We start from the raw sequence: 23,698 nt of genomic DNA on the forward strand, positions 1-23,698 counted from the left end.
GTGTTACTATGAAAGAATTAACATATTTTAATGGCGAGATGGTAGAGTCTGGCGCCAAGGTGGTTAGTCTTGATGATAGAGGATATTGTTTTGGTGATGGTGTATACGAGGTAGTGCGGGTGTATAATGGTCGCGCTTTTGCCTTTTCCTATCATCAAGATCGCTTGTATCGTTCTATGCGTGAAATGGACATTCCTGTGCGCATGCCTCCTGATGAGTTGCAAGAGTTGCATGAAATCATGATTGAACAAAGTGAAATTACTGATGGATATATTTACTTACAGATTACTCGTGGGGTAACACCACGTCATCATGCGTTTGAGCGTTCTAAATTAGAACCGCAAATGTATATGTTTATTAAACCGATTACAACGGATTTAGGGGCCTTGCAAGAAGGTGTAAAAGCCATTACCTTGCCTGATGAACGGTGGGCTCGTGTAGACATCAAAACACTAAACTTAATTCCTAATATTTTGGCACAAACAAAAGCCGAGAAAAAAGGTGCTTATACAGCTATTTTAGTGCGTGATGGCATTGTTACAGAAGGGGCTACATCTAATGTATTTGTGATGAAAGATGGTGTGTGTTATACGCATCCAGCCAACCATCATATTTTAAAGGGTATCACCCGTCAGTTAGTGGTAACTCGTGTAGCACCAACAGCAGGGATTACGATTATTGAGCGTGAATTTGATGAAGCTTTCCTAAAAGATGCAGACGAAATCTTCTTCACCGATACCATTGGTGGCATTATTCCGATTACCACCTTGAATCGTGAACCTGTAGGTGATGGTAAACCAGGTAAAGCTGCAAAAGTATTAGCTGAACAATTACAACATTTAATGGAAGAAGGGTTAGCATAATGTCAGTCAAAACGATAACAGGAAGTGCCTTGCTCTTAGCTATTGCTTTGCTAAGCCAAGGATTTCTTCGCATGATTATTCCTATGCACGGTTTAGTGCAATTTTTAGTAGGCTCCATCGTAGGTGCTTGTACGGCATTGGCTACCTGGCGCTATGGTTTGTGGAGTGGATTCGTTGTAGCTTGTGTAACGCCTCTCATGGCATTTTTACAAGGTATGTTGACCATACCTTTATTTGTACCTGTGGTGGCTATTGGTAGCATGGCATATGCAATTACTGTAAAGGTATTAGGAACAAAACGTGTATGGATGACAGCAATTACAGGGGCCATTGTAAAGAGTGTAGTTCTTTATGGACTATTCTTGGCTTTATTCCAGTTGATGCCGGGCATTCCTGAAGCGATGCAAAAAGGCATCTTGTTCAGCATGGGCTGGCCACAGCTGATTACTGGTAGTTGCGGTATTTTCTTAGCTGCATTTATCGCAAAACGTGGTGGTATTAAGCTACAGAAACAAGACTAGCTAGTATGTGAATTGTATGTAAGGGAGTGTATTTTATCATTATATAATAAGTATATAGTGAGTTAACATAGGGGCCCCTACCTAGGCGGGAGCACGTTTGTTATAAAGAGTAAGCACCTCTAAATATGGAGTTATAGATTTAAGTTATAAAAGACGATAGGCAAGTAGTATAGTGGGAATTATTGACAGTCTGTCTACTCACATTGTACAATTTATGCATACCCAAGAGCTCTTAGGTAACTGAGGGCTCTTTTTTATTTAGTTTGAAAAGGAGAGGATTTCATGATAGAACTTAAACAGATTCGAAAAGTCTATGAAGGTGCTGTCCGCGTGGAAGCCTTGAAAGAAATTAATGTAACTATAGAAGAAGGCGAAATTTTTGGCGTTATTGGTCAATCTGGGGCCGGTAAATCTACCTTGATTCGTTGTATCAATATGTTGGAACGTCCTACATCTGGATCCGTTATTGTGGACGGTGTAGATTTAACGAAGTTGAACACAGTAGAATTACGTGAAGAACGTAAACACATTGGTATGATTTTCCAACACTTTAATTTACTTTCATCCCGCACAGTGTACGACAATGTAGCATTTCCATTGGAATTGCAAGGATTATCAAAAGAAGAAATTAGAGAACGTATTTTACCAATTCTAGACATCGTGAAACTGTCGGATCGTTTAGACAACTATCCGTCTCAATTATCCGGTGGTCAAAAACAACGTGTTGGTATTGCCCGTGCCTTAGCCAGCAATCCAAAAGTGTTATTATGCGATGAAGCTACGTCAGCTCTTGACCCACAAACAACAAAATCTATTTTAGCCTTGTTGAAAGACATCAATCGTCGATTAAACTTGACCATTGTCTTGATTACTCATGAAATGAATGTTATCAAAGAGATTTGTGATCGTGTAGCTGTTATTGAAGGTGGTACGATTATTGAAGAAGGTCCTGTAGTGGATGTATTTACAGAACCAAAACAAGCTACAACGAAAGAATTTGTGTCTGCCATCATCCGTCATGACTTGCCAGAAGATGCCATTGCTCATTTAACATTGAATGAAACTTGGGTAGAAGGGGCTAATCCGATTGTACGATTGACTTTCAAAGGCAATGTAACAGATGAACCTGTAGTGGCAAGCATTATCCGTAAATTTGATACAGATGTAAGTATCTTGTTTGGTGGTGTAGATTATATTCAAGATATGAGCTTTGGTCATTTGATTGTAGAATTAAAAGGGGAGCGCGCTAAATCAGAAGCGGCTATCGACTACTTACATAATTTACCAATTGGAAGCGAGGTGATCGGTTATGTCACAGCAAATCATTAATTTATTGCTACAAGGTTTCTTAGAAACTGTACAAATGACGGTGATTTCCACTGTAGTAGCCGTTCTATTAGGTGTTCCATTGGGCGTAATTTTAGTCATCACCAGCCGTGGTCATATCATGCAAAATGAATCGGTGAATAAAGTGCTAGGTGCTATCGTAAATGCCACACGTTCCATTCCGTTCATCATTTTAATGGTAGCCATCATTCCATTTACTCGATTAGTAGCAGGTACATCTATTGGTACGACTGCAGCTTGCGTGCCATTGACATTGGCGGCCATTCCATTCTTGGCTCGTTTGGTAGAAACAGCGATCAAAGAAGTGAATGGAGGTGTTATCGAGGCAGCTCAATCCATGGGGGCTACACCATTGCAGATTATTTGGAAAGTGTTGTTGCCAGAAGCGTTACCAACATTAATCGATAATATTACAGTCTTAATCGTTAACTTAATTAGCTATTCTGCTATGGCAGGTGCTATCGGTGGTGGCGGTCTTGGGGATATTGCGATTCGCTATGGATACCAACGTTTCCAAGGAGATGTGATGTTAGCCACTATCATCATCTTAATTGTATTAGTACAAGTCATCCAAAGTGTAGGTGACTATTTATCCCGTAAAGTAAATAAAAATAAAGGAGATACTATGAAGCGTATTTTAGTCGGCTTATTAGCCATTGCATCTTTAGTGTTACTATTAGCAGGATGCGGTAAAGAAGAAGCAAAACCAGCAGCAGATGCACCAATCAAAGTAGGTGTAACAGCAGGTCCTCATGCAAAAGTTATGGAATTTGTAAAAGGTGAAGCAGCAAAACAAGGATTGAATATCGAAATCGTTGAGTTCAGCGATTATATTCAACCGAATATTGCCTTAGATCAAAAAGAATTGAATGTGAACTCTTTCCAACATCAACCATTCTTGGATAACACAGTAAAAGATAAAGGTTTGAAAATTCAATCTATCGGCAAAACAATCTTATTACCAATGGCGATTTACTCTAACAAATATAAAGATTTGAAAGATGTACCAAATGGCGCTACTGTAGCGATTCCTAACGATCCTACCAATGGTGGTCGTGCCTTGTTATTATTACAACAAGCAGGTTTGATTACATTAAAAGACGGTGGTACTGTAAAATCTTCCGTAGCAGATATTACAAGCAATCCTAAAAACATTGATATTCGTGAATTAGAAGCGGCACAAATTGCTCGGTCCCTAAATGATGTTGATGTAGCAGCAGTGAATACAAACTATGCAATTCCAGCAGGTTTGAACCCACAAAAAGATGCTGTTGTAGTGGAAAGCACAGATTCTCCATATGCTAATGTAATTGCTGTTCGCACAGAAGATGTAAATAATGAAACATATAAAAAATTATTGTCCATTTACCAATCTGAACCAGTACGTAAATTCATTCAAGAAGAATTCAAAGGATCTATTATCCCAGCGTTCTAAGTGAAAAGAATCAGCAAACAATTATACAACAGAGGTTAGTTGATATACGAGTATCAACTAACCTCTGTTTTTTTGTACAAGAACAATGAATTAATGATATATGTATGATATTTCCTATGGTATAATGGTAGTGAAGTAAAGTACATTCTGAATAGAATTATGAAGGAGTAGAAGGTTGAATCAAAAACTTAAGAATCCAATACATGACCAGTTATTTCGGGCCGTCTTGTCGTTGGAAACACTAGAAGAATGTTATGAATTTTTTGAAGATATTTGTACCATTGGAGAATTAAAATCTATCTCTCAACGCTTAGAAGTGGCACGATTGTTGAAAGCAGGTACAGGGTATGAGCAAATTGTAGAATTAACAGGAGCTAGTACGGCGACCATAAGCCGTGTGAAACGGTGCTTAAATTATGGTGCTGATGGATATAATAAAATTTTGCCTCGTATTGAGGACTAGAAGAGACAATAAGACATCAAAGTGATGTATATAAGAGAGGAGGGCTCACACTATGGAAGGTGATTTACTCATAGGTATTATACTATTTTTTGCAGGAGCCCTAGCGGGGTTTATTGATTCTATTGTAGGTGGAGGTGGGTTGATTTCGTTACCCGCTTTGATGTTGACGAATATGCCGGTGGCCATGTGCTTAGGGACCAATAAATTATCTAGTGTCTTTGGATCTGGCACAGCAATGATTAACTTCGCCAGAAACAAATTGGTAGATTGGACATTCGTGAAATGGATCATGCCATTCACTCTGCTTATCTCCATGGTAGGCGCCTATATAGCAGTCTATGTGCCAGGCACATTTTTAAAACCCCTTATTATTGTATTATTGTTGGCAGTATTCATTGTGGTGCTTACCAAAAAAGATTGGGGTACCATAGCACAAGTGGAACGTAAATCAGGATGGAAATTACTTGCTTATGTAGCAGCGGCCATTGTTATCGGCTTATATGATGGATTTCTTGGACCTGGCACAGGGGTGTTTTTAATATTCTATTTCTTGTTTATGGGTTATGATTTCTTAGGCGCATCAGGAAATGCCAAAGTACTAAATACAGTGAGTAACTTTGGGTCCTTGATGGTGTTCATCTATATGGATCAAGTGAACTATGGCTATGGTTTAGCAGTTGCAGCGGGACAAATTATTGGCGCTACTGCGGGATCAAAGTTAGCCATGGTGAAAGGCGCAGGACTAGTGAGATTTTTGTTTATCGCTATGTCTCTGACAATGTTAATGAAATTGTCCTATGACTATTTACTTTCACAGGGGATTATATAGTAGGAGTAACTATGCAAAAATTTAGTGATAATCAAGTAGCATTAATTAGCGGCGGCACATCGGGCATAGGCTTTGCTACGGCAGAATTGTTGTTAAAGCAAGGCTGGTGTGTGGTGATTAACGGCCGCAATGAATGGGATGGACAAGAAGCGGTGGTAAAATTGCGCCGTATTTCCTCGAAAGTACGATTTGTGCAAGGAGATGTAAGTAAGGTTATGAATTGCCGTCGTATTGTGGAAGATACGATTCGTTTGTTTGGCAATTTAAATGCCTTAGTAACGGCAGCTGGGTATTATGAAGAACGACTATTGGAAGATGTGGATGAGCAAAACTTTGATGAGATGTTTGGAACGAATGTAAAAGGTACTGTCTTTTTATGCCAAGCCGCAGCACCGTACTTGAAACAAGTGCATGGTAGTATTGTGACCATATCAAGTGATGCAGGACTACAAGGTAATGTGGCGTGCACTGTGTACGGAGCATCCAAAGGGGCTGTAGTGAGTTTTACGAAATCTCTGTCCTTAGAAATGGCGCCTCATCGTGTTCGCGTTAATTGTGTATGTCCTGGTGATGTAGACACTTCATTAGTGGCAAAACAACTAGCCAATGAACCATCGGGGGATATTGTGAAAGCTAAGGAAGAAATGGCTTTACACTATCCATTAGGACGGATTGCTCAACCGCGAGAAGTAGGCGAAGTCATTGCTTTTCTTATCAGTGAGAAAGCATCTTTCGTGACGGGTGCAGCTTGGACTGTAGACGGTGGACTAACAAGTTGGTAATTCATTGAGAAATTTGATACAATAAGGGTAATAAGTACATTTACACTTAATGTTTTGTGGTCAGTATAGGAGACAAATATGGAGCAGTTGGAATACAATAATGCAACACTTCCTCAAGCAACGAATGTACAAGAAGAAGTAGAAATGATTTGCCGTTGGGCAGCAGCTCGTGCAGCTGGTATCGCGGCATTACCAAAATTTAATTATGTAGGTTTATTGGCTAATGATGTGTACATGGTATCACGCATTGCTCAAGTATATGGCGTATGCCCTGCTAAAGAAGGGGTGACTGGATTTTTAGTAGGTCTTGGTGGTAGTGCTGTAGCAGCGTTAGTATGTACAGTCGTGCCAACAGTGATTCTTCGCGTTCCGGTGGCAGCGGCTATTACCTATGGTGTTGGTAAAATGGCTGCCAAATGGATTGAAGATGGTATGCCAACATGTCCGAACTATGAAGAATATCGTCAACGTTTAGTAGATATTTATGAACATAATAAAGAAACAGTCATCACATTGGCGAATACACCACTTCGGGATAAGCCGTTGGGTAATGAAACTGTAGATTTCTTAGATGATGTACAGGTGTCTGGTAATGATTACTTAGCAAGTGCCAAAGGCTTTGCAGGTTCTTTTGTTGGATCTGATTTGTTGGCTAATGTAAGTGCTGTAAAAGATCTAGCAGTAGGAGCCGCATCCATCTTGGCAGCTACGGTGAAAGACACATTAGAGAAAAGTGGTAATGAAGAATTACTAGATAATGCTCGTCATGCTGCAAAAGGCGTAGGCTCTTTGCTTAAAATTTTGGCAACTGAAGCATTATCTTTAACTGGTGCTGTAGCAGGTACATCAGCATCTAAAGCAAGCGTATATACAAAAGCAGCTTATGAAAAAGCAGATACGGTGCGACAAACATTAAATGATTCCTTACAAACTAAAGTAGAACCAGTGGTGGAAAAAGCCACAGCTGTTATGCAAGATGTAAAAGAAGTGGTAGAACCAAAATTACAACAAGTAAAAGAAAAGGTAGAACCAAAACTTCAACAGGTAAAAGAGGTGGTAGAGCCGACATTACAGCAAGTAGAAGAAAAAGCTTCTGAATTGACAGCCAAAGCGATTGATCACGCACAAGAAGCGGTGCAAGACATTCGTGAAAAAGCGGAAGTTGTGAAGGAAACAGCAGTGGAATTGGCAGAACAAACAAAAGAAAAAGCCATTGACTTAGCAGAACAAGCAAAAGACAAGTTCAAACAATAATCAGAGAGGTTATAACTATGAATATCTTACAAATCCTTAAGTATGGAAAAACCTTTACATCTGATGCCTTTATGTCTACTGTGAATCGCATGGGTCGTAATATTATGTTTGCACGAAAAGCTGTTATGTTATATTATTGTTTACGTGATACAGATACACCAGCATTTGTAAAGGCCGTTATTGCAGGCGCTTTAGGATACTTGATATTGCCTATTGATTTTATCCCAGATAGCGTACCAGGTCTTGGCTGGGTGGATGATGTGGCAGTATTAGCAATTGCTATGAAAGTAGCGAATCGCTATATTAAGGCTTCCCATAAGGAAAAAGCACAAAAATTTGTGCCTATCGGATCAATTGATTAATCAGTAAAGGGGCTCTTTGGAGCCTCTTATTGCATAGGAAAGGTAGTGTACGATGATTTCTACATCTTTACGTGTCCGATTTTATGAAACAGATATGATGGAGATTGCCCATCATACGAATCATTTACGGTGGTTTGAAATGGGGAGAATTGAATATTTCCGCCGCTGTGGTATTAGTCTATGGGACATGATGCAAGAGGGCATCGTCTTTCCTATTACAAAAGTGAGCTGTGAGTATAAGGAAGTGGCACGCTTTGATGATGTATTGCGGGTGGAATTAACAATAGCCTCTTTGTCGAGGGCTCAATGTACTTTCACATATCGGATTATCCGTGACAGTGATAATGCATTGATCTGTACAGGGGAAACACAAAATGTGTTTACTGCTAAAGAAACAGGTAAAATTATTCGCTTGCCAGATATATTTTTTAAACCCATGAAAGCCGTAGCAGAGGAGGAGTAGGGAATGACGCCCATACAGAAGGAATTACCTATTGGAGTATTCGACTCTGGAATCGGTGGATTGTCTGTATTATCTGTGCTAGCACAAGAATTTCCGGAAGAAGATTTTATTTATGTTGGAGATAGTGCAAACAATCCAGTAGGCAATAGGCCGATTGAGGAAATTGAAGGCATTGCTACGAAAATTGCAGAGTTTTTAGTGGCCCAACCAGTGAAACTAATAGTCATCGCTTGCAATACATTTTCTGTGGTAGCCTTGGACAAACTATCCAAACAATTTGATGTACCTATTGTGGGGATGGCACAGGGGATTCATGATGCTCTGCGTATCAAAGTCAAACAGAAACGTAAAGGACCTTTAGGCATTATGGCTACCGTCGCGACTATTAATAGTCATAAACATATGGATGCAGTTCATACCTTGAAGCCTCATGTAAAAGTAGTAGAACAAGGCTGTAAAGATTTGGCGGCCTGTATTGAAGAAGGTCATTTAGATGATGCAGTTTTACGACATTGTGCAAAAGAATATGTACAGCCTTTGGTAGAGGCAAATGTGGAAGTGGCCATTTTAGGATGTACCCACTATCCTTTAGTAGAACCCATATTGCGTGAGTTGGCTAAAGAACAAATTTGCTTTGTAGACCCTGCGTGGGAAACATCTGATGCTGTAGGAGCTATTTTGTACGGAGAAGATTTGGAGCAGACATCAGGTAGGAAAGGCTCTATACAAGTTTGTGTTACTAGCCATGCGGATCGAGTAACGTCTATCGTACAAGATATTTTCAAGGATACTAGCTTAGAAGCTAAGCTCATTACTCTATAGGAGGAATTATGTATATTTACACATTAATAGATACCCTAGTGTGGATAGCCTGTATCATTGCTATCATTTATATTGCCTACCGCATATTTGCATGGCGCCAAGGCAATGAAGACATTGTGATCATGGTGAAACGTCGCACTCCATTTGTGGTAGAAGATATTAGTTTTGATCAAGTAGTGTTATCTACGGATATTCCATTTGTGAACAGAGGCAAACAATACGGAACCATCATGGATATGTTTCCTCGTCATTTATTACCACAAGAACAATTTGACAATGTGCGAATTCAATCGTGGTTAACCGATGCAAAGGCAGAACGTCATGATGGCTATTGGGAAGCGTTAGTGTATAAGCAACGACAAGGCAGTACTATTCGTTTGCGTCTAGTGATGACGGCTAATAGTGGTAACATTCGTAAAGACTTAGTGGGATTCCCGGACATGCCTATCGATATCTACCATCAAGTAGTAGGCCGTGAGGCATACCGTATTTCAAAAACTAGAATTACTCTAACTGCAGAAGAGTTAGAAGTAGCAATGCGTAAATAGGAGGTACATCATGGCTGAATTAGAACTTTTACCAATCCCTACGCGCATTTTAACGAACAAAGATGATATCGTTGAGGCTATCGTAGAATTTGCAGGCCCTTATATTGGACCAGAAGATATTGTGTGCGTAGCAGAATCCGTCGTGGCTATCACGCAAGGGGAGTTTACACGACCAGAAGATTTAAAAGTATCTTGGCAAGCTAAATTTTTAAATCGCTTTATCCATCCTGATGGTTCTATGGCATCTGTGTATGGTATGCAAGCAGCTATGGATAAAGAAGGGGAATGGAAAATGATGTTTGCCTTCCTTTGTGGAGCCGTAGCTAAAGTGTTTAAAAAATCTGGCGTCTTCTATCAAATGGCACGGACCGCATCTTTAACAGATGATGTGACAGGTACCATGCCTCCGTTTGATAAATGCATTGTATATGGACCAAAACAACCACATGCAGTAGCGGATGCCATTATGAAAGCAACAGGTGCTTATGGGGCTTGTGTAGCGGACGTGAATGATTTAAAACGAGCTGCTATCTTAGGCCATAGCCGTGGATTAAAACCACAACAAATTGCGCAAATTTTGATCGATAATCCATTTGGCAATGATAGCCAAATGACACCTATCGTTGTGATTAAAAATTATGCCTCTGTGTCTGCACGGAGACGATAAAAATTGTTGATACTTCGGCTTGCAAATTGAGTCGTATCAGCGTATACTGAAAGAGAACTTTGGGGAGCCTACTGGCTGAGAGTAAACGAAAGTTTTGACCCATAACCTGATTTGGATAATGCCAACGTAGGATAAGTTTGATTCGTCATACTGAGGACATCCAACAGGATGTCCTTTTTTGTGCCTTTTATAGGATGGTGTATCGTATAGGGGTACAGAATAAAGGTACATCTAAGTGGATGTACAAGTGAAATAGAATAGTGAGACGATAGAGTGCTATAGCATGAAGGGGCATACCACCGCGGGTATGGTTTTTCGTGCTGTTTTTTTATACTAGTATGTGGTGAAGGAGCCATGACGGATAATTGGTATGATACTAGTTTGAAATAGGTATATAGCAAACGCTATAGTTAGGAGGATATGATGAAAGTAAATGGAGCAACTTATCATTATGAGGGGCAAACAGTGCAAGAAGTACTGGCAGCCCTAGCGTTTCGAATGGATCGCATCGTAGTGGAATATAATGGGAAGATTCTTTCTAAAGCAGACTGGGAATCGACTCGTGTGAGTCCTGCAGACACAATGGAAGTAGTAACCTTTGTAGGAGGTGGCTAAATGGTATCTTTACAAGATAAAAAAGTTCTGCTCATCGGTGTAGGCGGTGTTGGTTCTCATGTGGCAGTGGCATTGTGCCGTGCTGGAATTGGTCAGTTAGAAATTGTAGACTTCGACGTTGTGGATGAAAGCAATTTAGGCCGTCAATATTATGAGGTGAATGATGTAGGAGTTTTAAAAGTGGAGGCTATGAAAGGCCATCTCAATCGGATGAATCCAAACTGTGAGGTCATCGTCCATAATGAATGCCTCACACCAGAAAGATTATCTGAATTAATCGATGGCTATGACATGGTCGTAGAAGCAGTGGACAAGGCTGTCACAAAAGCATGGATGACAGAAGTGATTCTAACTCATCCTACAGAACCCTTATTAGTAGGCTGTTCAGGTATGGCAGGTTGGGGGGATAGTAATGGTATCCGCCGTGAACGGAGACACCATCGTTGGTATCTATGTGGCGATGGAGTGAGTGATATCGATTCTATCGGAAAAATTACTGCGGCTCGTGTCATGGTTTGTGCCGGACATATGGCAAATGCCGTCATTCAATTATTACACGGAGAAGATATTGATTAAGGAGGAACCTATGACACGTTCAGTAAAAGATATGGAAACACAAGATACATGGACCTTAGGGGGACATACATTACATTCTCGATTTATCTTGGGGTCTGGTAAATTTTCTATCGACTTAATCGAGGCTGTCCTAGAAGAAGCGGGCGCAGAAATGATTACCTTAGCCCTACGTCGTGCGGTAGGTGGAGAAGTGGAAAATATCCTAGATGCTATCCCAAAGGATACTATCTTAATCCCTAATACGAGTGGCGCTAGAGATGCTGAAGAAGCGGTGCGTATAGCAAGATTATCCCGAGCTACAGGTTGTGGAGATTTTGTAAAAGTAGAAATTATGAAAGATTCAAAATATTTATTGCCACATAATGGGGAGACCATTAAAGCTACAGAAATATTAGCAAAAGAAGGATTCATCGTTATGCCATACATGTATCCAGACTTAGAAGTGGCTCGTGATTTGGTGAATGCTGGAGCCGCTGCGGTGATGCCGTTAGCGGCGCCAATTGGATCTAATCGTGGATTGCAGACAAAGGAATTTATCAAAATTTTAGTGAATGAAATTGATTTGCCTATCATTGTAGATGCTGGTATTGGTGCTCCATCCCAAGCAGCAGAAGCTATGGAAATGGGCGTAGCTGCGATCATGGCAAATACAGCCGTAGCTTCTGCGGGCCATATTCGAGGTATGGCGAAAGCATTTGGTTTAGCCATCCAAGCAGGACGATTGGCCTATTTGTCAAAATTAGGGCCTACTCTTGAAACCGGTGGTAGCGCTTCATCTCCGTTGACTGGATTTTTGAGATAATAGGAAAGGAATAGCCATGTCTAGTACCACCAGATACCATATAGACGATCCATGTTGGAAGTATCGCTCCCACATGGATCAAATTGAAAGTCCCATTTTAGAAACGGTATTGCGAGAACGTGAGCAATATACGTACGATCAATATACAGCAGATGATGTGCGCCGTGTATTGCAAGAAGATACCATTGATGTAGAAGGATTGAAAATTTTATTATCTCCTGCAGCAGAACCATTTTTGGAAGAACTAGCGGAAAAAGCAAAGGCTGTACGAACGCGATATTTTGGCAATTCTGTATATTTGTTTACACCGTTATATATTTCAAATTATTGCGATAACCTATGCGTGTATTGTGGCTTCAACTGTAAAAATCAGATCCATCGGGCGAAGTTAGATGAAGCAGGTATTGAAGAAGAGTTAAAAAATATTGCCAAAACAGGATTACAGGATATTTTAATTTTGACTGGGGAAAGTGAACGCCATAGCCCTATTTCGTACATTGGGCGTGCCTGTGAATTAGCAAAAAAATATTTCAAAGTAGTAGGCGTAGAAATTTACCCTGCCAATGTAGACGATTATGCGTACCTACGAGAATGCGGTTGCGATTATGTGACTGTATTCCAAGAAACCTATAATTGGGAAAACTATAAAACATTACATTTGTTAGGAAATAAAAGCGTATTTCCCTATCGACTTGAAACGCAAGAACGAGCTTTACGAGGAGGAATGCGTGGAGTAGGGTTAGCAGCCTTATTGGGATTGGATGATTTCCGAAAAGATGCCTTTGCCACTGCTTTGCATGCCCATATGTTACAACGTGCGTATCCGCATGGAGAAATTAGCATTTCCTGCCCACGCCTGCGGCCTATCGTCAATGATGATACCATCAATGCAGGGGACGTAGGAGAAGCTCAATTATTGCAAGTCATCTTGGCATATCGCTTATTCCTACCCTATGCAAATATTACGATTTCCACTAGAGAAACAGCCAGGTTCCGCAACGGCGTCCTACCATTAGCAGCGACGAAACTGTCAGCAGGTGTCAGCACAGGCATTGGTGAACATTCCTCAGAAGAAAAGAAACAAGAAGAAGGGGATGCACAATTTGAAATTGCTGACAGTAGAACTGTAGCAGAAGCCATGGAAGATGTGAAAGCCTTAGGAATGCAAGTGGTGATGAGTGATTATATCGATGTGCTCTATGAAGAAAAATAACCAATCTATAGACACCTTAGTATTGATTACAAATCGCCAGCTACTGAAAGATGACATTAGCTTAGCCACATATGGTGTAGCACTGTCTAGAGGGATAGAAAGAATACAAAAGTATGGCAAGCATTGTATTAATCATACAGAAGAAAGCAGTTTACCATATAATATACGTAGAGCATATAGATCTACAGTAAAAGCGAATCTTCATAGTACTAGATTGCCTAAGCAGAGGGCAGATAGTGCTGAACCAGACAACTGGATGAGAAATCACAGTAGTCTGTACACCCTGTGCCGTGACACTGATTTACCCTTTGAGGAGTATCTCCAACTCTGCGATGCCATCGGGGATACCGTAGTACACCATGGAAAAGTTATTACGAATCGAGAACAATTAGGAGTAGTTTTGGCAACAGCAAAACGAATCCATCTACCCACTAATTTAATACGTTATTGGCAATCCGAACAAGAAGAACTATGGATTACCTTGCAACAATGTTTTCAGGACATAACTATGTGGAGTACTGTCCACAACCAAGATGACATCAAGTTGTTAGCATCCCTAGGAATTCCTAATTTGGAGTACGTCTTAATCAGTCCCATCTTTCCCACACCATGCAAAACAGGACACCCTGGCATTGGCGTTAGCAGAGGGGAAATATTATTACAACAAATGCAGAATCATTACCGGTATGTCAAAGGCATTGCTTTGGGTGGCATTCACGAATACAATTATCAACAATGTTTGCAATATTCTTTCACTGGCGTAGCTATTATGTCTGATTTCATGAAGCGAGTGCATAGCAATATCGACACATAAGAACGAAGGTAAAAATAGTATAAAATTATTGAGAGAAATAAAATAGAAAAAGAAGGTCATCTTTTATTACAATGAGTGAATAGAAATTATTGTAAAGAAGACCTTCTTTTATGTTCTACCGTATGATAAGTAGAAGATGATTATAATGAAATTTAATGTTTTAGTAAAAAGTGCATATGGGTAAAAAAAGAAGATATCTGCTATGAATCAGATTTATCTTTATAAAATAGATGTTTTATAATATCATAAGTTTCTCCCCAATGATGAATCACTTCTACTGAAGAAACTGCTTTAACATAAGTTCTGTTTTTGTATGCGCCCATCTTTACAATTAAATTTTGTTCAGATAACTTGTTAAGTATTCTTGTTAAGCGAGCAGAGGTTATATCAGGGTGAGCATTGGCAATTTCTTTTTTTGTAAATTTAATAGATGATTTATTTGAAGTTGGAGGATTGCAGATAAATGTATACACTTTTTTCTCATCCTCTTTTAGATTAGAAACGTCTACTAGAGGTTCTGCTATCCATAATTTTAAGTACGTTCTTTCTAAGTCGCTTTTTAATTCAGGAACTTTGAATCTATTTTTTACTACAACATCAATTATTTTTTGACTGCCGCTACCAGCATGTTCAGAGGCGCCCATTCTAGTGAATAAGCTAACGAGAAGAGGATTTCTGACCAAGGATCTAGCGCCTCCAGTGAAAAATTCTTTTACAGGGATTTTCATAATTCCGGGATTAATAAAAATATAAAAAGGTTCATGAATTTCCGCAATTAAAGCGGTTGTATTTAAAAAGTAGTCCGCATGGATTATCATATTGACAAATGCTTCGCGTAAAGCAATTGTTAAATCTGTAGGGTTTTTTCTGATCGTGTACTCATCAAGTTCAAAATTTCTGTTTACAGATAATAAGAGTTTTTCACTTACTAAGCGATAATAATTAAATAAATTTAAATCTGGAAAATCTAAATTGCCTGACTCAATTCGGAAACTCCATCTTTGTGAATTACCGCGTTTATCAAAAAAATCTACATGATAATGTGGGAATCGATCGATAATAGAGTTGTATTTGCCGAAGAATAATAATCCAGCAACTGTTAGGTGTATCTTATTAGTATTTCGATTTTTACGAAATACGCCGATATTCTCTAAGAAGCTTTGGTTGTCCATTTCTGAGTAGTTTAAACTGGGATATCTCTTAGATAGTATTGATTTATAACTATTAATGCTATCTAAATCTAAATCAGATATATCATAATTATGGAGTAATTCATAATCTAATTGATCAGATTGATTTCTTAATATTGTACTTAATTGCTGTGTATCTACTAAATGATCTTGTGAGTGTAATCTGATATAAGTATGAGCAAGGTTGTTATTAAGATAAACAGGTTTATCTGTAATTGCAGCCTCCTTAATATGTATAATAACTATAGTTTTATCTTCAATAATAGCTGTTCGTATATCTTCATTTTCTATGATATTTAAGCTAACTTTAGATCTATCACCTAGGGTAGAACAGAAGTCGCTTATTATTTTTTCAGCATCTTTTACTCCGGTTAAAACTGGTTTTTTACACTCGTCTTCAGAAATTCCTAAAATTAAATAGCCACCTGTAGTATTAGCGAATGCAGAATATGATTTCCATGCATCTTTGGGGAAGTCATTTTTAGCCTTTTTGTATTCAACTTGTGAAGACTCTTTTAATGATATAATTGCTTCTAATGTAGTTAGTTTCATAGTATTTTTCCTAAAAGTGCTAAATAAATAGTAAATAAAATTAACTGCTGAATGGGGGTAATATCACATTCTTTATATATGTTGTGAAAGAATGAGTTTAAAAGTGCTAAATAAATGTTAAATAAAATCGGGATTCTTGTTATTGAAGGGCAACAAGGAATATGATGAAAAATAATCAGTATCAGAAAAGAGAAATATTCTTATCATCAGTATACAGGATATAAAATGTGTTTGCCACTATATATTATGAATCCTTGTTGTAGCATATGTTCTGCATGTCAGATATCGTCTCCATATACAGCGGAGTTTGCAAAACAAGTCTCAATCCTGTAAAATAGATAGGTAAAGATCATAAGGAGGAGCTATGTTACTGTCAATTGTTGTTCCCGTATTTAATGAGGAAGATAATATTCAAAAATTTTATACTACAGTCAAAGATGTATTGCAAACACTTGACTATGACCATGAAATTATTTTCGTCGATGATGGGTCCAGTGATGATAGTGCAGGCATGCTGCGATATATTGGTAATCAAGATCCAAAGGTAAAAGTGCTGTTATTGGCAAGAAACTTCGGGCATCAATTAGCCTTGACCTGTGGATTAGATTACGCTCAAGGTGATGCGGTAATCACTATGGATGGAGATATGCAACATCCACCAGAGTTGATTCCAGAACTAGTCAAACATTGGGAAGCAGGTGCAGATGTAGTACGTACCATTCGTGATTCCACAGAAGATGCTAGTTGGGCAAAAGCTTTTACATCGAAATACTATTACAAAGTGCTTAATAAATTAGCCAATGTTCCTATCGTGGAAGGTGGTTCTGATTTCCGGTTGATGAATCGAAAATCCTTAGAAACATTGAAAAACTTCCGTGAACATGGTAGATTTTTGCGGGGCATTGTAGGCGACTTGGGGTTCGTACAACATGAATTTCACTTCGTAGCACCCCCACGCTTTGCAGGCACTTCTAAATTTAGTGTAAAAAAAATGATGCGCTTTGCTTTAGACGGCATTACAGCATTTTCTAGAGTACCCTTGCGTTTAGCCTTATATATCGGCTTGCTATGCGGACTATTAAGCCTGATTATGATTGGACACATATTGTTTGTTCACTTCTTCTCTGATAATGTTATCAGTGGTTGGTCTACCTTAGGGGTGGCTATCTTCTTCCTAGGTGGCGTACAATTGGTAGGCATTGGTATCATTGGAGAATATGTGGGACGAATTTTTGAAGAAGTCAAACAACGACCGTTATATTGGGTGAAAGATACCATAAACTGTCACATAGAAGACAAATAATCGTATATAAGAGAGGAGTCCTATGACGAGTAAAAAGAAACAATACCTGGCAGTCGCTCTATTAGTAGGCTTTTTAGGTACTAGTGTACACGGAGCTTACCAATATGGTGATACAGGCAATGAAATTCTTGGTATTCAAAAGAAACTCATCGCTGCTGGTTATAAAGCTAGGGAAACTAGCGAATATGATGCAAACACAAAGTGGGCTGTTAGATTGTTCCAAAAAGATAATGGATTAACAGTGGACGGAATATTGGGAGCAGTGACCTATAAAAAGTTGATGGGTAAACCACTGCCATCCACAACTAATACAGTGTCAAAGAAAAAAGAAATTTCTGAAAAAGATGCTAAATTATTAGCCCATATCGATCCAAATAGAGAATCCACAGCTATCACATCTACGTTAAAGCATAAAAAAGACAAAAGCTCTGCCCCACAAGGGCTGACTTTCAAAAAGAAAGGCAAAACATACAAAGGCTTAGAGATTGGACATCAACCTATATCTGGCAATGTGAAAGAGATTTTGACCTATGCCAATACATTTACGGGAGTGCCTTATAAATTTGGAGGCACTACACCAGCAGGTTTTGATTGCTCAGGATATATTCGATATGTATTTCAAAAGATAGGCTTTGATATGCCGCGCCAAGCTGACGAACAGTACACAGTGGGTAAAAAAGTAGAGAAAAGTAATCTACAACCGGGTGATTTAGTGTTCTTTGAAACCTATGAACCAGGGATTTCCCATTCTGGTATTTACATCGGCGATGGACAATTCATCAGTGCCACATCTAGCAGTGGTGTAGCCGTAGCAGATATTGATGATAGCTACTGGGGACCACGCTATGTAGGGGCAAAACGCGTACTATAATACACAAGCTGTAATGATGATGTCATTACAGCTTTTGCCATATATGCGATAACTAGAAACATAAAGGAGTTAACTATGACGCACGCAGGCATTCACATACAAGATGTACAATTTTCCTATGGATCTCAGACGGTTATCCATAATATGACGATCACCATTCCCAAAGGTGAGTTTGTACTGGTGGTGGGACCTAATGGATCTGGTAAAACCACCTGGCTTCGTATGGTAGCAGGACTATTAGAACCGACAGCTGGACATCTTTGTTTAGATGGCATTAGTCCGAAAGAAGCACAAATGAAAGGACTCATTCACTTAGTGCCACAAATTTATAACAAGAATGCAGCCCAATTTCCAGCTACCGTAGAAGAGGTAGTGGGACTCGCTTTATTTCACGTACCGAAGGAAGATAGAAAAGGCCGCATTTTGGATGCTTTGGAATTGGTGGGTATGCAAGATTTCTTAAAACGTCGTATTGGAGAACTCAGTGGAGGTCAACAGCAACGTGTCATGTTAGCTCAGGCCTTAGCACGTAAACCGAACTATATTTTGCTGGATGAGCCCACAAGTGGTATCGACTTTGAAACAAGCAAAAAGATATACGAAGTGTTGCGATCTTTAAAAGAAGAAAACATCACTGTTATCATGGTCACCCATGATGTGACGGAAGCCATGGAAGTGGCAGATACAATTTTATGTGTGGATGGACATGCTTGTTACTATGGACCTTGTAAAGGCTTTATGGAAAGTCATCAAGGCTCTCGTTTAGCATGGCATTTAGGAGGTTAAGATGGATATTTTATCCTATACATTTATGCAACGTGCCTTTTTAGCGGGCCTCATCGTGGCTCTCATGTGCCCCCTAATTGGTATGTTCATTGTCATTAAACGGCAATCTATGCTCGGTGATGGATTAGGACATATTGCCTTTGCTGGTGTGACGGGGGCATCTTTACTGAAAGTATACCCTCCATTAGGTGCTGTTATATTGACCGTTCTTTCTGCCATGGGCATAGAACTCGTGCGTCGCTACCAAAAACAATACGCAGATATGATAATGGCATTATTCTTTTATGCAGGCTTAGCTCTGGCTATCGTATTTTCTACAATGGTAAAAATGCCTAGCACTGGACTATTGAACTTTTTATTTGGTAGTATCTTGACGGTAACCATGACAGATATTTATGGTATCGGTGTGGTAGCTGTCGTAGTGGGTATTATCATGAAATTTGTATATCACTCCTTAATGCTTACCTCCTTTGACGAGGAAATTGCTCGCACTGTAGGTATCAATGTGAATCGTGTGAATATGATTTTTGCCATCTTAACAGCCCTTGTAGTTGTCATGGGGATGACCGTAGTAGGGATTCTATTGATCAGTGCGTTGATGATAGTTCCTGTTGCATCTGCTCATTTATGGAAACGGGGCTTCAAAGAAACTTGGGGTATTGCTACCGTCTATTCCGTAATATCCGTCATCGGCGGACTGTGCAGCGCCTTTTGGTTGGACTTTGCACCAGGGGGGACCATTGTGCTGACAGCTATTGGACTCTATGTCATTACGTTTTTGGTGAATTTGTTTAAGTGTAGGTAGCTCTGAAATATAAAATTAGTATGGAAAGTATCATCATCCTATATAAGTCAATGACCTCACCTAAATGCATACTTTCATCAAAATCTGTGGTATAATAAAGGCAATAGACAATTTTAGGAGGGAAACCATGACAGGAAATGAATTACGCCAAGCGTATTTGAATTTTTTTGAAAGTAAAGGACATTTAAAGCAAGAGAGTTATTCTCTTGTTCCAGATAACGACCCATCTTTATTATTAATCGGTGCTGGTATGGCGCCTTTGAAACCATTTTTTACAGGTAAATTAGTACCACCTTGCACACGAATTACGACAAGCCAAAAGTCAATTCGTACAGGGGATATTGAAAACGTAGGACGTACAGCACGTCACCATACATTCTTTGAAATGTTGGGAAACTTCTCTTTTGGTGATTATTTCAAAAAAGAAGCCATCCATTGGGCATGGGAATTCTTAACAGAAGTCATCAAATTAGATAAAGAAAAATTGTACGTTACTGTATATCCAGATGATCAAGAAGCCTATGACACTTGGCATAATGAAATTGGCTTACCAGAAGACCATATCAGCCGTTTAGAAGATAATTTCTGGGAAATTGGCGAAGGTCCATGTGGTCCAGATAGCGAGATTTTCTTTGACTTAGGACCGGAGCGTGGTTGCGATGATCCAAACTGTGCACCAGGTTGTGATTGCGACCGTTTCCTTGAAATTTGGAATCTTGTATTTACGCAATTTAATCGTACAGCAGAAGGCACATACGAACCATTGGCTAAGAAAAATATCGATACTGGCGCTGGTTTAGAACGTTTGGCATCTGTATTACAAAACAAAGAAAGCAACTTTGAAACAGATTTGATTTTCCCAATCATCGAAGCCACAGCGAAAAAAGCTGGTGTTACGTATCATACAGATGCGAATACAGATGTTTCTTTGAAAGTTATTGCTGACCATATTCGTGCTATTGTGGCATTGATTGCAGATGGTGTGTTACCATCTAATGAAGGCCGTGGATATGTACTTCGCCGTATTTTGCGCCGTGCTGTTCGTCATGGTCGTCTATTAGGTATTCAAGGACCATTTTTGGTACCATTAGTAGATATCGTTGTAGATATCTTGGGCGGAGCTATCACGAACATCGTGGAGAAACAAGACTTCGTAAAACGAGTAGTGGCGAACGAAGAAGAACGTTTTAACCAAACATTGGCATCTGGCCTAGACATGTTGAGCCAATTATTGGATACATTGAAAGCTGAGAGCGCTACGACAGTACCAGGTCAAGATGTATTCAAATTATATGACACCTACGGATTCCCTTGGGAATTGACAGAAGAAATCGCTTCTGAAGCTGGTTTCACTATCGACCAAGCTGGTTTTGAAAGTGCTATGAATGAACAACGTACTCGTGCTCGTGAAGCTCGTGAAGATGTAGACGCAAAAGTGGCAACTCCAGATATTACACATTTATCCAATGAACATATTTCTGACGATGAAAGTGCCACAGCATCCACAGTACTATTAATCGGTGAAGGGGCAAAAGCCATTGAACGTGCTGAAGATGGACAGGATGTAACTATTATCGTAAAAACGACTCCATTCCACGCAGAAGGAGGCGGACAATTAGGTGACACTGGTTTCATCGTAGGCCCATTGGGTAAAGTAGAAGTACATACGGCTAAGAAATTACCAGAAGGCACTACCTACCATGTAGGTACAGTGGTAGAAGGTAGCATTTCTGTGAATGATGAAGTCACTTTTGAAGTAGATGTAGAACGTCGTCAACATATGGCTCGTAACCATACAGCAACGCATTTATTGCATGCTGCATTGCGCTCCGTATTGGGCACGCATGTTAACCAAGCAGGTTCCTTAGTAACGCCTGATTACTTGCGTTTTGATTTTACACACTTCTCCCCAGTGACAGCAGAAGAATTACAAACCATTACGAACATGGTAAACGAACAAATTCTTCGTGCCTCCACATTAGAAGTAGAAACTATGTCCATTGATGCGGCGAAAGCAAAAGGCGCTATGGCGTTGTTCGGTGAAAAATATGGTTCCGAAGTACGAGTTGTATCTGTGCCAGAATTTTCCATCGAATTGTGTGGCGGTTCTCACGTAGAAAATACTGGTTTCATCGGTCAATTCCGTATCACTTCCGAAGGTGGTATTGGTTCTGGGGTGCGCCGTATCGAAGCGGTGACAGGTAAAGCAGCACTTGTGGTAGCACAACAAGAAGAACAAACGTTAAAAGCAGTAGCTTCTCTTGTGAAAGGAAAACCACAAGAAGTAGTAGGTAAAGTACAACAAGTATTAGACCATGCAAAAGCTGTAGAACGTGAGCTAGATCAAGTGAAAAAAGAATTGAACAGCGGTAACCTTGATGGTGTCTTAGCTGGTCAATTTACAGTAGGCGATGTAACAGCAGTAGTAGCCTCCGTACCAGTATCTGATATGGGCGAATTGCGTGACATGGCGGATATGGTTCGCGATAAAATTGGTTCTGGCGTAGTATTATTAGGTGCAGCTGGTGGCGATAAAGTGAATTTTGTCTGCATGGCTACAAAAGATGTAGTTGGCAAAGGTATCCACTGCGGTAACATCGTAAAAGCAGCGGCTCAAGCGGCTGGTGGCAATGGCGGTGGTCGTCCAGATATGGCACAAGCTGGTGGTAAAGATCCGGCAGCGATGGACCAAGCCTTAGCAGCAGGTAAAGAGGCAATCCAATCCATGGTTGGATAAGTTTACTCATAGATGAGATTTTCACTAGAAAACTCATGATAAGGAGGGATTATATGAATCTTTCAGATAAAACAATGGTGATTAAACCGGTACAAACAACACCGTTGACACCAGAAGAAGTATTCCAACATGTGTTCCAAGCCTTGGCGGAAAAAGGGTATAACCCAATTAGTCAAATCACAGGATATCTCATTTCTGGAGATCCAACGTATATTACAAGTTATAATAATGCTCGTAGTGATATTCGTAGTATCGAACGAGATGAGCTTATTGAAGAACTTGTGAAAGAATATGTGAAAGCGAAACAATTATAATGCGAATTATGGCACTAGATGTGGGAAGTCGGACCATAGGCGTAGCATGCAGTGATGCGCTGTATATTACAGCGCAAGGCATCGAAACTATTCGTCGCACATCTCATGAAAAAGACTTTCAGCGCATTGCGGAGTTAATCCGTGAATACGAGGTAGACACTATTGTGGTAGGCATGCCCAAAAATATGAATGGCACCAAAGGAGACCGGGCTGAAAAAACGGAAGCCTTTGTGGAAAAGATGCAAGAAGTCATCTCCACGCCAGTTGTATTTTGGGATGAACGTCTATCTACAGTGATGGCAGAAAAATCTTTAATTGCTGCTGATGTAAGTCGTAAAAAACGGAAAGAAGTCATTGATAAAATGGCAGCAGTTGTCATTTTACAAGGCTATTTAGATAGTCGTTCATAAGGAGGTTACCATGATCGAACAAGGTTATGAAGGTGAAGTATCTGTGATTGTCATTGAAGACGAAAATGGAGAAGAAATGTATTATGAAGAAGAAATGCTAATTCAACATGATGGAAAAGCATTTGCGATTTTAGTATCTCTTCCTCCAGAAGAAGACACTGAACATGATGAACCAGAAGTGATTATTGCGCGCATTGATGAAGAAGAAGGAGAACAAGTTTACGTAGCTCCTACTGATGAAGAATTCGATGCAGTCATTAAATTATACGAAGAAATGGACTAATCGTTAGTCAAGGCTGTAACAGACTGTCGAAAGACAGTATGGTTACAGCCTTTTCTGTATAAGAGAAGATG

The 23,698-nt window shown here is 39.6% G+C and carries 26 protein-coding genes, 2 pseudogenes and 1 riboswitch; of the genes and pseudogenes, 27 read left to right on the forward strand and 1 reads right to left on the reverse strand.

All coding sequences use genetic code 11. From position 1 onward, the window contains the following. Positions 1–8 precede the first annotated feature (8 nt). The 19 genes and pseudogenes from dat to HMPREF9200_RS01245 all read left to right on the forward strand — a co-directional run bounded on the left by dat (position 9) and on the right by HMPREF9200_RS01245 (position 14,376). Complete coding sequence (dat, locus tag HMPREF9200_RS01160; RefSeq protein ID WP_009352893.1) at positions 9–863, forward strand: D-amino-acid transaminase; 855 nt, start codon at positions 9–11, stop codon at positions 861–863. After that, complete coding sequence (locus tag HMPREF9200_RS01165; protein WP_009352874.1) at positions 863–1,384, forward strand: ECF transporter S component; 522 nt, start codon at positions 863–865, stop codon at positions 1,382–1,384. The genes dat and HMPREF9200_RS01165 overlap by 1 nt, the downstream gene beginning before the upstream one ends. 282 nt (positions 1,385–1,666) lie before the next feature. Continuing rightward, positions 1,667–2,713 carry a methionine ABC transporter ATP-binding protein gene (locus HMPREF9200_RS01170; protein ID WP_009352946.1) on the forward strand — a complete coding sequence of 349 codons (1,047 nt, stop codon included), beginning with the start codon at positions 1,667–1,669 and terminating at the stop codon, positions 2,711–2,713. Continuing rightward, a pseudogene (locus HMPREF9200_RS08370) lies at positions 2,694–3,341 on the forward strand (methionine ABC transporter permease); the annotation flags it as partial. The gene HMPREF9200_RS01170 and the pseudogene HMPREF9200_RS08370, both read left to right, overlap by 20 nt. 72 nt (positions 3,342–3,413) lie before the next feature. Continuing rightward, a pseudogene (locus HMPREF9200_RS08375) lies at positions 3,414–4,166 on the forward strand (MetQ/NlpA family ABC transporter substrate-binding protein); the annotation flags it as partial. A 175-nt stretch (positions 4,167–4,341) separates the two neighbouring features. Beyond that, entirely contained in the window at positions 4,342–4,629 is a 288-nt protein-coding gene (locus HMPREF9200_RS01180) for a YerC/YecD family TrpR-related protein (protein ID WP_009352920.1), read from the forward strand. Positions 4,630–4,681: 52 nt separating this feature from the next. After that, the gene (locus HMPREF9200_RS01185) at positions 4,682–5,458 is read left to right on the forward strand and encodes a TSUP family transporter (protein WP_009352995.1); all 777 of its coding nucleotides are present in this window, start codon (positions 4,682–4,684) and stop codon (positions 5,456–5,458) included. An 11-nt stretch (positions 5,459–5,469) separates the two neighbouring features. Beyond that, positions 5,470–6,240 carry an SDR family NAD(P)-dependent oxidoreductase gene (locus HMPREF9200_RS01190; RefSeq protein WP_009352933.1) on the forward strand — a complete coding sequence of 257 codons (771 nt, stop codon included), beginning with the start codon at positions 5,470–5,472 and terminating at the stop codon, positions 6,238–6,240. 78 nt (positions 6,241–6,318) lie between these two features. After that, positions 6,319–7,494, forward strand: coding sequence for a hypothetical protein (locus tag HMPREF9200_RS07970; RefSeq protein ID WP_009352855.1), 1,176 nt, complete (start codon positions 6,319–6,321; stop codon positions 7,492–7,494). 17 nt (positions 7,495–7,511) lie between these two features. Next, complete coding sequence (locus tag HMPREF9200_RS01200; protein WP_009352977.1) at positions 7,512–7,856, forward strand: YkvA family protein; 345 nt, start codon at positions 7,512–7,514, stop codon at positions 7,854–7,856. Between the two features lie 52 nt (positions 7,857–7,908). Then, positions 7,909–8,319, forward strand: a complete 411-nt coding sequence (locus tag HMPREF9200_RS01205; RefSeq protein ID WP_009352860.1) for a thioesterase family protein — start codon at positions 7,909–7,911, stop codon at positions 8,317–8,319. A gap of 3 nt (positions 8,320–8,322) precedes the next feature. Next, positions 8,323–9,141: a glutamate racemase gene (gene murI / locus HMPREF9200_RS01210; RefSeq protein WP_009352908.1), complete on the forward strand. Its 819-nt coding sequence runs from the start codon at positions 8,323–8,325 to the stop codon at positions 9,139–9,141. A gap of 8 nt (positions 9,142–9,149) precedes the next feature. Continuing rightward, entirely contained in the window at positions 9,150–9,689 is a 540-nt protein-coding gene (locus HMPREF9200_RS01215) for a hypothetical protein (protein ID WP_009352952.1), read from the forward strand. Positions 9,690–9,699: 10 nt separating this feature from the next. Then, the gene (locus HMPREF9200_RS01220) at positions 9,700–10,356 is read left to right on the forward strand and encodes a coenzyme F420-0:L-glutamate ligase (protein WP_009352865.1); all 657 of its coding nucleotides are present in this window, start codon (positions 9,700–9,702) and stop codon (positions 10,354–10,356) included. Between the two features lie 50 nt (positions 10,357–10,406). Next, positions 10,407–10,506: riboswitch (TPP riboswitch) on the forward strand. Between the two features lie 273 nt (positions 10,507–10,779). Next, positions 10,780–10,971, forward strand: a complete 192-nt coding sequence (thiS, locus tag HMPREF9200_RS01225; protein WP_009352953.1) for a sulfur carrier protein ThiS — start codon at positions 10,780–10,782, stop codon at positions 10,969–10,971. Then, the gene (gene thiF, locus HMPREF9200_RS01230; protein ID WP_009352805.1) at positions 10,972–11,547 is read left to right on the forward strand and encodes a sulfur carrier protein ThiS adenylyltransferase ThiF; all 576 of its coding nucleotides are present in this window, start codon (positions 10,972–10,974) and stop codon (positions 11,545–11,547) included. A gap of 31 nt (positions 11,548–11,578) precedes the next feature. Beyond that, positions 11,579–12,349 (forward strand): thiazole synthase, encoded by a 771-nt coding sequence (locus tag HMPREF9200_RS01235; protein WP_038144407.1) that lies wholly within the window; start codon positions 11,579–11,581, stop codon positions 12,347–12,349. A 73-nt stretch (positions 12,350–12,422) separates the two neighbouring features. After that, positions 12,423–13,562 (forward strand): 2-iminoacetate synthase ThiH, encoded by a 1,140-nt coding sequence (thiH, locus tag HMPREF9200_RS01240; protein WP_009352892.1) that lies wholly within the window; start codon positions 12,423–12,425, stop codon positions 13,560–13,562. Next, positions 13,549–14,376, forward strand: coding sequence for a thiamine phosphate synthase (locus HMPREF9200_RS01245; RefSeq protein WP_038144365.1), 828 nt, complete (start codon positions 13,549–13,551; stop codon positions 14,374–14,376). The genes thiH and HMPREF9200_RS01245 overlap by 14 nt, the downstream gene beginning before the upstream one ends. 200 nt (positions 14,377–14,576) lie before the next feature. Here HMPREF9200_RS01245 and HMPREF9200_RS01250 read toward each other — a convergent pair whose 3' ends face one another. Beyond that, on the reverse strand, positions 14,577–16,118 hold the full coding sequence (locus HMPREF9200_RS01250) for an RNA-binding domain-containing protein (RefSeq protein WP_009352950.1): 1,542 nt from the start codon (positions 16,116–16,118) through the stop codon (positions 14,577–14,579). 364 nt (positions 16,119–16,482) lie between these two features. Between HMPREF9200_RS01250 and HMPREF9200_RS01255 the strand changes: the two genes are divergently transcribed. The 8 genes from HMPREF9200_RS01255 (at position 16,483) to HMPREF9200_RS01290 (ending at position 23,627) form a co-directional block, all read left to right on the forward strand. Beyond that, complete coding sequence (locus tag HMPREF9200_RS01255) at positions 16,483–17,421, forward strand: glycosyltransferase family 2 protein (RefSeq protein WP_009352941.1); 939 nt, start codon at positions 16,483–16,485, stop codon at positions 17,419–17,421. 22 nt (positions 17,422–17,443) lie between these two features. Next, complete coding sequence (locus tag HMPREF9200_RS01260; protein WP_009352807.1) at positions 17,444–18,292, forward strand: NlpC/P60 family protein; 849 nt, start codon at positions 17,444–17,446, stop codon at positions 18,290–18,292. A gap of 75 nt (positions 18,293–18,367) precedes the next feature. Continuing rightward, the gene (locus tag HMPREF9200_RS01265) at positions 18,368–19,078 is read left to right on the forward strand and encodes a metal ABC transporter ATP-binding protein (RefSeq protein ID WP_009352919.1); all 711 of its coding nucleotides are present in this window, start codon (positions 18,368–18,370) and stop codon (positions 19,076–19,078) included. Between the two features lies 1 nt (position 19,079). Beyond that, entirely contained in the window at positions 19,080–19,883 is an 804-nt protein-coding gene (locus HMPREF9200_RS01270) for a metal ABC transporter permease (protein WP_009352826.1), read from the forward strand. Between the two features lie 127 nt (positions 19,884–20,010). Continuing rightward, positions 20,011–22,620, forward strand: a complete 2,610-nt coding sequence (gene alaS, locus HMPREF9200_RS01275) for an alanine--tRNA ligase (protein ID WP_009352926.1) — start codon at positions 20,011–20,013, stop codon at positions 22,618–22,620. A 53-nt stretch (positions 22,621–22,673) separates the two neighbouring features. Continuing rightward, entirely contained in the window at positions 22,674–22,934 is a 261-nt protein-coding gene (locus HMPREF9200_RS01280) for an IreB family regulatory phosphoprotein (protein ID WP_009352873.1), read from the forward strand. Continuing rightward, on the forward strand, positions 22,934–23,344 hold the full coding sequence (gene ruvX / locus HMPREF9200_RS01285; RefSeq protein ID WP_009352972.1) for a Holliday junction resolvase RuvX: 411 nt from the start codon (positions 22,934–22,936) through the stop codon (positions 23,342–23,344). Before HMPREF9200_RS01280 ends, ruvX begins: the two co-directional genes overlap by 1 nt. A 10-nt stretch (positions 23,345–23,354) precedes the next feature. Next, the gene (locus tag HMPREF9200_RS01290) at positions 23,355–23,627 is read left to right on the forward strand and encodes a DUF1292 domain-containing protein (RefSeq protein WP_009352989.1); all 273 of its coding nucleotides are present in this window, start codon (positions 23,355–23,357) and stop codon (positions 23,625–23,627) included. Positions 23,628–23,698 lie beyond the last annotated feature (71 nt).

The sequence above is a fragment of the Veillonella sp. oral taxon 780 str. F0422 genome (assembly GCF_000221605.1).
Lineage (GTDB): Bacteria > Bacillota > Negativicutes > Veillonellales > Veillonellaceae > F0422.

Bases quoted from the DNA above. Each gene is read 5' to 3' on its own strand.
- dat (WP_009352893.1), top strand. From the start codon at position 9: ATGAAAGAATTAACATATTTTAATGGCGAGATGGTAGAGTCTGGCGCC.
- HMPREF9200_RS01165 (WP_009352874.1), top strand. From the start codon at position 863: ATGTCAGTCAAAACGATAACAGGAAGTGCCTTGCTCTTAGCTATTGCT.
- HMPREF9200_RS01170 (WP_009352946.1), top strand. From the start codon at position 1,667: ATGATAGAACTTAAACAGATTCGAAAAGTCTATGAAGGTGCTGTCCGC.
- HMPREF9200_RS01185 (WP_009352995.1), top strand. From the start codon at position 4,682: ATGGAAGGTGATTTACTCATAGGTATTATACTATTTTTTGCAGGAGCC.
- HMPREF9200_RS01190 (WP_009352933.1), top strand. From the start codon at position 5,470: ATGCAAAAATTTAGTGATAATCAAGTAGCATTAATTAGCGGCGGCACA.
- HMPREF9200_RS07970 (WP_009352855.1), top strand. From the start codon at position 6,319: ATGGAGCAGTTGGAATACAATAATGCAACACTTCCTCAAGCAACGAAT.
- HMPREF9200_RS01200 (WP_009352977.1), top strand. From the start codon at position 7,512: ATGAATATCTTACAAATCCTTAAGTATGGAAAAACCTTTACATCTGAT.
- HMPREF9200_RS01205 (WP_009352860.1), top strand. From the start codon at position 7,909: ATGATTTCTACATCTTTACGTGTCCGATTTTATGAAACAGATATGATG.
- murI (WP_009352908.1), top strand. From the start codon at position 8,323: ATGACGCCCATACAGAAGGAATTACCTATTGGAGTATTCGACTCTGGA.
- HMPREF9200_RS01215 (WP_009352952.1), top strand. From the start codon at position 9,150: ATGTATATTTACACATTAATAGATACCCTAGTGTGGATAGCCTGTATC.
- HMPREF9200_RS01220 (WP_009352865.1), top strand. From the start codon at position 9,700: ATGGCTGAATTAGAACTTTTACCAATCCCTACGCGCATTTTAACGAAC.
- thiS (WP_009352953.1), top strand. From the start codon at position 10,780: ATGAAAGTAAATGGAGCAACTTATCATTATGAGGGGCAAACAGTGCAA.
- thiF (WP_009352805.1), top strand. From the start codon at position 10,972: ATGGTATCTTTACAAGATAAAAAAGTTCTGCTCATCGGTGTAGGCGGT.
- HMPREF9200_RS01235 (WP_038144407.1), top strand. From the start codon at position 11,579: ATGGAAACACAAGATACATGGACCTTAGGGGGACATACATTACATTCT.
- thiH (WP_009352892.1), top strand. From the start codon at position 12,423: ATGGATCAAATTGAAAGTCCCATTTTAGAAACGGTATTGCGAGAACGT.
- HMPREF9200_RS01245 (WP_038144365.1), top strand. From the start codon at position 13,549: ATGAAGAAAAATAACCAATCTATAGACACCTTAGTATTGATTACAAAT.
- HMPREF9200_RS01250 (WP_009352950.1), bottom strand. From the start codon at position 16,118: ATGAAACTAACTACATTAGAAGCAATTATATCATTAAAAGAGTCTTCA.
- HMPREF9200_RS01255 (WP_009352941.1), top strand. From the start codon at position 16,483: ATGTTACTGTCAATTGTTGTTCCCGTATTTAATGAGGAAGATAATATT.
- HMPREF9200_RS01260 (WP_009352807.1), top strand. From the start codon at position 17,444: ATGACGAGTAAAAAGAAACAATACCTGGCAGTCGCTCTATTAGTAGGC.
- HMPREF9200_RS01265 (WP_009352919.1), top strand. From the start codon at position 18,368: ATGACGCACGCAGGCATTCACATACAAGATGTACAATTTTCCTATGGA.
- HMPREF9200_RS01270 (WP_009352826.1), top strand. From the start codon at position 19,080: ATGGATATTTTATCCTATACATTTATGCAACGTGCCTTTTTAGCGGGC.
- alaS (WP_009352926.1), top strand. From the start codon at position 20,011: ATGACAGGAAATGAATTACGCCAAGCGTATTTGAATTTTTTTGAAAGT.
- HMPREF9200_RS01280 (WP_009352873.1), top strand. From the start codon at position 22,674: ATGAATCTTTCAGATAAAACAATGGTGATTAAACCGGTACAAACAACA.
- ruvX (WP_009352972.1), top strand. From the start codon at position 22,934: ATGCGAATTATGGCACTAGATGTGGGAAGTCGGACCATAGGCGTAGCA.
- HMPREF9200_RS01290 (WP_009352989.1), top strand. From the start codon at position 23,355: ATGATCGAACAAGGTTATGAAGGTGAAGTATCTGTGATTGTCATTGAA.